General features: G+C 56.2%; 9 protein-coding genes, 4 tRNA genes and 1 rRNA gene. 13 read left to right on the forward strand and 1 reads right to left on the reverse strand.

Annotation, left to right across the window (positions count from 1 at the left end; genetic code table 11):
- The first annotated feature begins 198 nt into the window (after window positions 1–198).
- Window positions 199–314 (forward strand): 5S ribosomal RNA (rrf, locus tag ACL7TT_RS19930).
- 461 nt (window positions 315–775) lie between these two features.
- Here the strand turns inward: rrf and ACL7TT_RS19935 are convergent.
- Complete coding sequence (locus tag ACL7TT_RS19935; protein WP_413397952.1) at window positions 776–1,732, reverse strand: hypothetical protein; 957 nt, start codon at window positions 1,730–1,732, stop codon at window positions 776–778.
- A 314-nt stretch (window positions 1,733–2,046) separates the two neighbouring features.
- On the opposite strand from ACL7TT_RS19935, the gene ACL7TT_RS19940 reads away from it, so the two are divergent.
- The 12 genes from ACL7TT_RS19940 to ACL7TT_RS19995 form a co-directional block, all read left to right on the forward strand.
- The gene (locus ACL7TT_RS19940) at window positions 2,047–3,330 is read left to right on the forward strand and encodes an alpha/beta hydrolase (RefSeq protein ID WP_413397953.1); all 1,284 of its coding nucleotides are present in this window, start codon (window positions 2,047–2,049) and stop codon (window positions 3,328–3,330) included.
- Window positions 3,327–4,079, forward strand: a complete 753-nt coding sequence (locus ACL7TT_RS19945) for an ABC transporter ATP-binding protein (RefSeq protein WP_299948384.1) — start codon at window positions 3,327–3,329, stop codon at window positions 4,077–4,079. Before ACL7TT_RS19940 ends, ACL7TT_RS19945 begins: the two co-directional genes overlap by 4 nt.
- Window positions 4,076–5,266, forward strand: a complete 1,191-nt coding sequence (locus ACL7TT_RS19950) for an ABC transporter permease (protein ID WP_299948382.1) — start codon at window positions 4,076–4,078, stop codon at window positions 5,264–5,266. The genes ACL7TT_RS19945 and ACL7TT_RS19950 overlap by 4 nt, the downstream gene beginning before the upstream one ends.
- A gap of 25 nt (window positions 5,267–5,291) precedes the next feature.
- Entirely contained in the window at window positions 5,292–6,404 is a 1,113-nt protein-coding gene (gene alr / locus ACL7TT_RS19955) for an alanine racemase (RefSeq protein WP_299948380.1), read from the forward strand.
- A 20-nt stretch (window positions 6,405–6,424) separates the two neighbouring features.
- On the forward strand, window positions 6,425–7,411 hold the full coding sequence (gene birA / locus ACL7TT_RS19960; protein WP_299948378.1) for a bifunctional biotin--[acetyl-CoA-carboxylase] ligase/biotin operon repressor BirA: 987 nt from the start codon (window positions 6,425–6,427) through the stop codon (window positions 7,409–7,411).
- A complete protein-coding gene (locus tag ACL7TT_RS19965; RefSeq protein ID WP_413397954.1) occupies window positions 7,408–8,145 on the forward strand; it encodes a type III pantothenate kinase in 738 nt (245 codons plus the stop codon). Before birA ends, ACL7TT_RS19965 begins: the two co-directional genes overlap by 4 nt.
- A 16-nt stretch (window positions 8,146–8,161) precedes the next feature.
- Window positions 8,162–8,848, forward strand: coding sequence for an SPOR domain-containing protein (locus ACL7TT_RS19970; RefSeq protein WP_413397955.1), 687 nt, complete (start codon window positions 8,162–8,164; stop codon window positions 8,846–8,848).
- Between the two features lie 191 nt (window positions 8,849–9,039).
- A tRNA-Thr gene (locus ACL7TT_RS19975) sits at window positions 9,040–9,115 on the forward strand.
- A 107-nt stretch (window positions 9,116–9,222) separates the two neighbouring features.
- Window positions 9,223–9,306, forward strand: a tRNA-Tyr gene (locus ACL7TT_RS19980).
- A gap of 63 nt (window positions 9,307–9,369) precedes the next feature.
- Window positions 9,370–9,443 (forward strand) — tRNA-Gly (locus tag ACL7TT_RS19985).
- A 72-nt stretch (window positions 9,444–9,515) separates the two neighbouring features.
- Window positions 9,516–9,590: transfer RNA gene (locus ACL7TT_RS19990), tRNA-Thr, on the forward strand.
- Window positions 9,591–9,722: 132 nt separating this feature from the next.
- On the forward strand, window positions 9,723–9,868 hold a 146-nt coding region (locus ACL7TT_RS19995; RefSeq protein ID WP_413397956.1), incomplete at its 3' end, for a GTP-binding protein.

Consider the following 9,868-nt stretch of genomic DNA (forward strand, 5'->3'; position numbering starts at 1 on the left):
ATGGTTACTAACGGCTAGTGAAGCTAGTGGATTGTGGAGAGAAAGACACACAATAAGCGACTTGCGGTGTATTACTACAGAGTGTTTTACCGAATTATTTGGGGTTATCGCCGGTCAACAAACTGACCGAGGCAAACAGTGATAACACGGCAGGCAGAGCCCAGGCTCTTAAGACCAACGCCAACCCAAGCCAGTTTGCCTGACGAACATAGAGTTGTGGAACCACCTGATCCCTTGCCGAACTCAGAAGTGAAACGCAGCATCGCCGATGGTAGTGTGGGGTCTCCCCATGTGAGAGTAGGTCATTGTCAGGCTTCTAAAAAAGAAAACCCCTACAGGGAATCCTGCAGGGGTTTTGTTTTTTGAGATACAGGGAGCTGGTTTTGCTACCGGGCAGCGCATAGCGCTGCCATGTGACAAGCTATGCACCGCAGGTGCAGGCTTGGTACGCCAAAGGCGCCCAAAGGGTGGCGAGCAGGGCTCGTCACACACTGAGGCCATTGTCAGGCTTCTATTGCAAAGCCCTGGGCATTCGTGCTCCGCCGATGGCCTGCGAGCAAATGGTAGTTACATAGGATAGTAGAACATTTAATAAGAGGGCAGAAATGCTGGAAGATCTGAGAGCGGGGGACTAACGTTTGCTTGCAGTTCTTCCATTTTTTATTTTGTGCGTTAGTAAATATCCACCGGCTTTGCCGGTGGATATTTACTTACCGGCTGTTAGCGCTTGGCGAGTCTGGCAATTTGATCTCTATTGTCTGACTGCTGATCTCTTTTATTGGTCGTAAGCATTGTCAGGCACCAAGTCATAACTTACGTCTTTTAGGCTCAATTCCTCCAAGGGGACAAGCGAGGCGGGGAGGGAGAAGTGGCGAAGAGATCCGCATTCGCACCAGTCCATGATTTCGATAGCCCCACTTTCGTCTTGCAAGCTGTGCAGCAGGCTTTTGAGTTCCGCAGCACTGGCTGAGGTCAGTGAGTGGTAATCGTACTGTCCCTTCAGTTTGGTCAGGCGGGATTCCCGCTCGGCCTGCTCAATACGCAGCCAGGCATTGCCCTTGTCTGCACCTTTGTTGCCAATAATCACTGGCCCTAAAGCGTCTTCACAGATTGTGGTAAGGCGCTCTTCGATAGGGGGTAGCACAGTGCCGACCCAGACCCAGCCGGAGAGGCTAATGCGGCTTAGCTGCCATTCACACAGCCAAACGGTCTGGTCATCGCCGATGCGAAACTCCCGGTATGCACGCTGACCGAGATAGTGGTCAAAACTGACTTCTGCAGAGGGGTTGTTCCTGCAAAAGCTGTGTAATTGCTGGGTCATCTCATAGTTGACTTCCCAGTGCTTTTTCAGCCGCCACTGCATGGGGTACTGGCCCCACTCGACGATATACTCTTCCTGTTCGCGAATGGTTTCCGCTACACGCCAAAAGGTGCCATCGATCAATATACAGGTATCACCGGGATTACAGTCGGGGGCGATGATGCTGCACTCGGGGGAGGCCTCTGAGGCGCTGACAATATGTTCGCTGCGGCCTTCGATCACATCGTACCAGGGAAAACCGTGGCGCAAGGGTGGCGGGAAGGCCAGAGGCGGCCGGCCGCCGAGAAGGCGGCGGAACAGTACTGACTTTTCGATCTCCAGATCGGAAAGGGTATAACCCTCCTGCTGGGTGATCTGGCCCCAGGCAAAAGCGGCTCGAATCAAGTGTCTTTCGCGGTCTGAAAAGCTCATGGGTGCAGTCATGGGCGGCGTAAAACCGAAACCTTAACACTGCGGGGAGGTGGGCGCTAATGTAATTGACCGACATGGGGCAAGTGCGACATACCTGGGCCTGGTTCGTTACACTGTCGCATACGACTTTTGGATTAGGGGTGGTTATGATCTGGGTGCGATGGGTCCTTATAGGTGCAGTTATGCTTTGCGGCACTGTACCTCCGACGGCTTGGGCCAATTCAGCGGAGGTGAAATCTCACGATTGCTACCTAGATGGCTGGAGTAATGCACTTCAGTGTTCACGTCTCACCGTTGGTGAAGGGGGTGCAAAGGTGTCTCTGGCTATCATGGTTGCGCCTGCAGTGAGTGTGAGCGGTAAGGCGCCGCTTTATTTACTGGCCGGTGGGCCGGGCCAGGCAGCCAGTGATCTGGCTCCGATGTTGAATCTTTTTCGCAGGGTCAATCGGGAGCGGGCGATTGTACTCGTGGATCGCCGTGGCGCGGGGCTTTCACAACCGCTGGATTGTGGCTGGAACCTCGCGCTTCCCACGGACCTGGAGATTTTTTCTTCAGAGCTGGCGGATTGCTATCTGGAACAGAAAAGCTTTGCCAATTCCCTGAGTAGTCGCCAAACAGTCAATGACCTGGAGCGGGTGCGAAGGCATCTGGGGCACGGGAAGATTACCCTGTGGGGTGTCTCCTGGGGCACACGCACCGCATTGCTGTACCAGCAATGGTATCCGGAGAGCTTGAGTGCGCTGGTTCTGGATGCGGTAGCGCCGATAGAAACCAAGGTGTTTTTAACCGCACGGGCGGCAGAGGACGCCCTGCAGACATTGGAGCGGGATTGCTTAGAGGATAAGGCCTGTGCCCAACTTGGGGATTGGCGTGCCGAGTTGAACCACTTGCTGGAAAACTGGAAAGTGACTGCCATACCGTTTCCCGATCCATTTACCGGCGTCCTCTCTGAACAGCCAATACCGCGCTGGGTTTTACTGAATGTCATCCGGGGGGCTCTCTATCACCCGGAAACGGCGGCACTGCTGCCCTACGCCATCAAGCAGGCCGATCGCGGCAACTATTTACCGCTCTCGGCAATAGAGGGGCTGCTGCGGCAGAACACCATGTCCCTGGGGCTGACCTTCTCAGTCGCCTGTGCTGAAGAGTTAAACAGGATAAGCCCTGAGGAAGTTGCCAGGGATGGTGCAGGTACTTTCCTGGGTAACGCCTTCCTGAAAATGTTTGAACGGGGCTGCCAGGTTTGGCCGGTATCCGCAAAGCCATACACCAAACCAGAGCCTCGAGGCCACCCGGTTTTGCTGATTTCCGGTGAGGCGGACCCGATTACGCCGCCCCGTTATGCCGATGAACAGTTGCAGTATCTTTCTAATAAACAGCACCTGGTCATTGCCGGCGGTGGGCACTCCAATACGGGCCGCGGGTGTATCTCTGAGCTGATCGCGGACTTCCTCCATGCGCCGGACAAGCCGTTGGAGCAGGGGTGCATGGAGAAAATCCACAGGCCGCCATTTATGGTCGATGGATTTGGTCCGGCACCAGGGGGAAAGACACAGTTGTTGGAAGGTGAGAATAGTCGTGGGGGAGAGCATCTGTGATCAGGGTTGAATCGGTTGAAAAGCAGTTTGTCGGTAAAAATGTGTTAAAAAACCTCAGTTTTTCCGTACCCGATGGTCGAATCACCGCGCTGCTGGGGGCGAATGGTGCAGGCAAAACGACCTGTCTGCGTATTATTGCCGGGCTGCTCAAAGCCGATAGCGGAAAGGTCTCTGTGGGTGGCTTGGATGTCGCCCGCTACCCGATAGCTGTTCGTCGACAGCTGGGCATTGTGGGGGACCGGGAAGGCTTGTATGAACGTCTCACCGTAAAAGAGTACCTGACCTTTTTCGCCGGTGCCCAGGGAATTGCCGGGGAAGCGCTGGCCCAAGCGCTGGAATCCGTGCGCGATGTGCTGGAACTGGATAGTCTTTGGTGCCGTCGCACCAAGGGGTTTTCCCAGGGGGAGCGAATGAAGGTTTCCCTGGCTCGCGCACTCATACACCGCCCCGGTCACCTGATTCTCGATGAGCCCACCCGTGGCCTCGATGTGCTCGCTGCACGCCTGTTGCGTAAAACACTGTTACAGCTGCGCTCACAGGGAACCGCCATTCTATTTTCAAGCCACGTTATGGCGGAGGTCGCCGAGCTTTCCGATTCTGTCTTGGTGATGTCGAAGGGGGCCATTGTCGGTAATGGTGCACCGGAAGAACTTATGCATCTTTCAGGAACTGACAGCCTGGAAGAGAGTTTTGTCGCGCTTGCCTATGGCATTAAAGGGACAGGTCATGCAGAGGGGGCGTTGCTGTGAATTCTGTCAAGAGTTTGGTCTGGCAGCAGTTTTTTGCATTACTGCGCAAGGAGTGCCTGGAGGTTTGGCGTGATCGCCGGGCCGTATTTACGGCAATCATTACCTGCTTGTTGCTTCCGGCTTTGACCATTGGTGGGATTGTTTATGCCATCAAAAACAATGCGGAGGATACATTTCGGCTGGCTCTGCTTTCGAGGGAGACTGTCCCTCTTTTGGAGCAGCGGTTAGCGGATGCTCGCCTTGAGGTGGAAATCATTCAAGAGGGCGCGGCTAAAGAATTGCTCGAAAATGGCTTCGATCTGGTCCTAAAAGTGGACGACAATTTCAACTCAGCGTTTCGAAACCTTTTAATACCCAAACTGTATCTTTATATGGATAGTTCCTCTGAAGGTATTCGCGGGCAGGTCACTTATTTACAAAGACATTTGAGTGGGTTTCAGTCAGTGGTGGCGAGACAACGGTTGATAGCAAGAGGCGTTGCCCCCCAAGTATTGACTCCCTGGCAGTTGGAAGTGCGGGATGTGAGTGCGCCTTCAAAGCGGGGCGCCCTACTTCTTACCATGATGCCCAGTATGCTGATACTGGGCATCTTTGTTGCCTGTCTCGGCGCATCCATAGACAGTTCTGCGGGGGAACGGGAACGTCTCAGTTTGGAGGTATTGTTACAGCAGCCCCTGGCGGGCCCGCAGATCGTGTTGGCCAAGGTTTTGGCGGTATCCAGTATAGGCTGGCTCAGCGGACTTGTTGGGGTTGCCGGTCTGGTATCGGTGCTGCCGCTACTGCCCTTGTCAGAGCTGGGGATCCAGTACTCAGTCTCTCTAGTTGCAATCCCCATGATGGGGTTGTTGCTGCTGCCCCTGTCCCTGTTGGTAGCCGTAGCCCAGATGCTTCTGGCGCTGCGTTCCCAGTCGTTTAAAGATGCTCAAATGCAATTGGGACTATTGCAAATTGTGCCACTTTTAATATTGTTTGGCCTGGATATGTCCAAAGTGGATCTTGAGGTTCCCTTTTGGCAGTTTGTGCCACTAGTGGGGCAGCAGCAGTGGTTAAAGGCGCTGTTGGTTGGTGAGACACTATCTTTACCGCTGGTAATCGCTGGCTCTCTGGTCACCCTTTCTTTGGTTGGGCTGTGTATATTAGTGGGTGCTCGTGCCCTACAGCGTGAGCGCTTGCTCGGGGCGACCTAGTTGGTAAGTCGAGGCTTGTGATGCTATGACCGATTCCCGCGAGGGGCTGCTGAGTATTCATTTGCAGTCCATTGCAGATAACTATCAGGACCTGGCCGGGCGGCTGGCAGGCGGCACCCGTTGTGGCGCGGTGGTCAAGGCAGATGCCTATGGTCTCGGAATGGCTCAGGTGGTGCCAACGCTCTACCGGCAGGGGTGCCGCGATTTCTTTGTGGCAACCCAGGCGGAGGGGGAGCACCTTCGGGGCGCGCTGGGTGATGATGTCCGGATCGTCATTCTGACTGGTGTTCGTGCCGGGGCGGAACTGGAGTGCGCGCATGCCGGGCTTATGCCGACGCTGTTCACGCTCGAACAGCTGCGCCACTGGGTTGGGATATGCGCCCGCGCCGGGTTGGAGGCGCCCTGTGCTGTGAAAGTCGACTCGGGGATGGCCCGTTTGGGTTTGAGTGCGGAGGAGTTCGAGTGGCTGTTGCGGGATCGCGAGCTTCTGCGTCTGGCGGATATTCGTATACTGCTCAGTCACCTGGCTTGTGCTGACGAGCCGCAGCACGCGCAAAATAGACAGCAACTGCGCAGTTTCAAACAAGCCGGGGAGAGGCTGCGAACACTTTGCCCGGACATCCAGCTGAGTCTCGCCAATTCATCGGGTATTTTTCTGGGGAAGGATTATCACTTTGATATTGTGCGTCCCGGTTCGGCGCTCTATGGTATCAACCCGGTACCCGGCACGCCCAACCCCATGCGCCCCACTGTGGTGCTCCGCCTGCCCATAGTGCAAAAGCGGTATCTAAGCCGTGAACAATCGGTCGGTTATGGTGCGACCCAGCGGATGGCGGCGGGGAGTTGGCTGGCGGTGGCGCGCGGTGGCTATGCCGACGGTATAATGCGTGCCCAGGGCGGGCGCGGTCGAGGCTGGGCCTGTGGTCGCCAGCTGCCGATTGTGGGGCGCATATCCATGGATTCCACCACGTTTGATATTTCCACACTCTCGGTGGAAGAGCGAGAATCCCTGCAATCGATCGAAATTCTCAATCAAGATCTGACTGTGGATGAGGTGGCGCAATATGCGGGCACCATTGGCTATGAAGTGCTGACCAGCCTGGGCCATCGCTATTTCCGCCGCTATATAAAAGGCTGATCAAGTTGCAAGACACTACCGTGAAAAGCCCGTTGGTGCAGCTGCGCCCCCTTTTGTCATTGCTGGCAGATGGCGGGATGCACTCCGGTGAGTCTCTCGGTGTCGCTCTGGGGATAAGCCGTGCAGCGGTCTGGAAGCAGCTGCAGAAGCTTGGGCAATACGGCCTGGCGCTGGAGTCGGTCAAAGGGCACGGCTACTGCTTGCGCGGGGGATTGGACTTGCTCTCGGCGGAGAAAATTCATGCAGTGCTGGGTACCCGGAGCAGGGCGCTTTTGCACAAGCTGATCCTGCGTGATGAGGTGGATTCCACAAATGCCCAATTATTGACATTGATGGAAGCGGGTACAGGGCACGCGGTGGTGATGTTTGCCGAGCACCAGCGCACGGGCCGCGGGCGCCGCGGGCGCCGATGGGTCAGTCCTTATGGTGCTGGAATCCTCCTTTCGGTTGGCTGGGAGTTCAGTGGCGGCGTACAGAGTCTTGAGGGACTGAGTCTCTCCGTAGGAGTCGCGCTTGCGCGGGCATTGGCGCGGTTCGAGGTCCCAGGTGTTCGCCTCAAGTGGCCCAATGATATCTGGTGCCGGGGGCGCAAACTGGCCGGGGTTTTGCTGGAATTAAAGGGCGATCTCACCGATCGTTGTGGGGTGGTTATTGGCATTGGCCTGAATAGCGGCTTGCGCGATCAATCTGCAGGTGCGATTGATCAGCCCTGGGCTGATCTGCAGCGGATTTGCCCAGGTATCCCGCGCAATCTACTGGCGGCGACAATACTGGACGAAATGTTGCCGCTGCTGAAAGATTACCCGGAGCAGGGCTTCCATGCCTACCGCGATGCCTGGGCTGCCCTGGACCAGTTTGCGGGGCAGTCAGTGGTCTTGCAGTCCGGAGCCGAAACCTGGTGTGGCACGGCGGTGGGAGTGGATAACAAAGGGGCTTTGATACTGGATATGGCAGGTGAGTTGAAGTATTTCCACGGGGGGGAGGTTTCATTGCGGGGGCAGGTGTGATTCTCGAGCTGGATATCGGCAATAGCTGGGTAAAATGGCGTTTGTTCACCGGGGGAAAGGTGGGTTTACGGGGTGGTTTTGAAGTTGCTGCTTTCGCCGCGGGTGGATTGCCTGGGGAGTGGAGTGAGTTCCGTCCCGAACGGGTGCGCGCTGTGAATGTGGCGGGCCCTGTTGTGGCCGAGTCGCTGGTGAATCATGTGCGGAAATTGTTCTCTCTGGAGGTGGAGTTCTCACAGGTGGCGCCGGAATGTGCCGGCGTTGTCTGTGGGTACGACAATCACAGCCTGCTCGGAGCGGACCGCTGGCTCGCGATGCTGGCGGCCTATGGGCGGGCCCGGCGGGCCGCCTTAGTTGTCGATTGCGGCAGCGCAGCCACCCTGGATCTGTTGGATAGTGATGGGCGTCATCTTGGCGGTTATATCGCGCCCGGCATCGGTCTGATGCAGCGCTCCCTGCGGGTGGATACGCACGCAGCCAAAAGCGCGCGCGACATAACCCTGACCGAATCCCTCAGTGCCGGGCGCACTACCGATGAAGGGGTAAACCGGGGGCTGTTATTGATGGTGCTCGGCGCCATTGATCGCGCTCTGGAGGAGTTGCTTCACTGTACCGGAAGTGAGCCGCTCCTCTGGCTGACCGGTGGCGATGCGCTCCTGCTGTCTGCGTTCTGTCGGCGAGCGCATCGCCTGGTCCCGGATCTGGTACTGGATGGCCTGGCTTTGAGCAACCCGTGAATAAATGACACTGAATATGCGTTGGATAGCTTTTTTTCTCCTGCTGCTGAATCTTGGTCTTTTTACCTGGTACATGGCCACCCCTCCGTCCGAGAGCGGTACCGGGATCGCGGGCGAAGACAGGGCTGGGCAGGGGCGGCGCCTTGTTATGATTAGTGAAGCGTCGCCGGGGGCGCTGCCAGCAGCCGAGGCGGCATCCGCGTCAATCTCCTCTGTCACTGCGCAGGAACAACACTGCACCCTGATTGGCCCCTTTCCGCAGATCTACCGGGGGCAGGATATTGTGCAGCGCCTGAAGGCCCTGCAGATTCAAGGGGATTTGCGCGAAATTGAGATGCAGGGACAGATGCGCTACTGGGTGTTTCTGCCCCCGTTGCATTCGCGGCGCGAGGCTTTCAATAAGTTGCGAGAGCTGCAGGCTCAGGGTATTGATAGCTATGTTATCCCCAAAGGCACGCTTGCCGATGGGATCTCTTTTGGCATTTTCAGTGAGCGTGCTCGCGCCGAATTGCTCACGGAGGAGCTCACCAGCAAGGGCATTGGTGCGAAATTCCGCGAAGAGCCGCAGATTTATCTGGAGCGATGGATTGTCTTGATGCCAGGCGCTGCGGAGCGCCTGGCCGCGGAATTTTGGCAGCAGCTGGGCGAGGAGTATCCCGAATTGGGTCGACGTCACAATCTCTGTTCTGAAGTGACTGGCTGATATTTCACCTGCCTTTAGACCTAAATTCTGATCGCCGCTCCCTGGAGGATTGAGTTCTTCGAAACAAGGTAATTGGCGACAAAAGAATTCTGATTTATCTGTATAAAGGGTGTTGCTTGTCAGGATAACTTCCCATAGAATCCCGCCTCCACTGACGGGGCTCACTTGGCCTTGAAGGTGAACGGGAAAGAGCTGGCGTAGCTCAGTTGGTAGAGCAGCTGACTTGTAATCAGCCGGTCGGGGGTTCGACTCCTCTCGCCAGCTCCATTCTTACTCCGGTGCAGCTCAACATAGGAATTTCAGGTAACTCCTTGAAATTCAAAGAAAGATGTTGAGTTCACGAGAGGGAGGTGTGGAAAAGCACGCCGCTTTGAGCAGGGGTTCCCGAGTGGCCAAAGGGATCAGACTGTAAATCTGACGCGAAAGCTTCGGTGGTTCGAATCCACCCCCCTGCACCATTTTTATACCGTAAGGTGTAGCCGGCCAAGCAGTAAAGAGGGTTCGAGTACAAACTCTCGCAAGCGGGCATAGTTCAATGGTAGAACCTCAGCCTTCCAAGCTGATGATGCGGGTTCGATCCCCGCTGCCCGCTCCAAGTAAGGGCTCGGCTCGAGAGTGCTCTCAAGTGACCGGCTATCTATAAGGTCGCTTGGGTTGGCGATAATCGGCTCATGTAGCTCAGGGGTAGAGCACACCCTTGGTAAGGGTGAGGTCGGCGGTTCAAATCCGCCCATGAGCTCCATTTTTCAATGGCCGCAAGAGTGAAGAACTCTTGTGGTTGTTTGTATTCGGGGTCTGGGTTTCCGGGCCGGATTCGCATGTTCTGGACGTGGGTGATGCCATTACTGGCGCGCCACTCTATTAGGAGGCTGCAATGGCAAAAGAAAAGTTTGAACGTTCCAAGCCCCACGTGAACGTGGGCACCATCGGTCACGTAGACCACGGTAAAACCACCCTGACCGCAGCGCTGACCCGCGTCTGTGCGGAAGTTTGGGGCGGTGACGCAGTTGCTTTCGACGG

Origin of the sequence: Microbulbifer jejuensis (genome assembly GCF_047289955.1) — a bacterium.
Taxonomy (GTDB): Bacteria; Pseudomonadota; Gammaproteobacteria; order Pseudomonadales; family Cellvibrionaceae; genus Microbulbifer.

Excerpts from the sequence above, each read along its gene's own strand:
- ACL7TT_RS19935 (WP_413397952.1), bottom strand. The coding sequence starts at position 1,732 with ATGAGCTTTTCAGACCGCGAAAGACACTTGATTCGAGCCGCTTTTGCC.
- alr (WP_299948380.1), top strand. The coding sequence starts at position 5,292 with ATGACCGATTCCCGCGAGGGGCTGCTGAGTATTCATTTGCAGTCCATT.
- ACL7TT_RS19970 (WP_413397955.1), top strand. The coding sequence starts at position 8,162 with ATGCGTTGGATAGCTTTTTTTCTCCTGCTGCTGAATCTTGGTCTTTTT.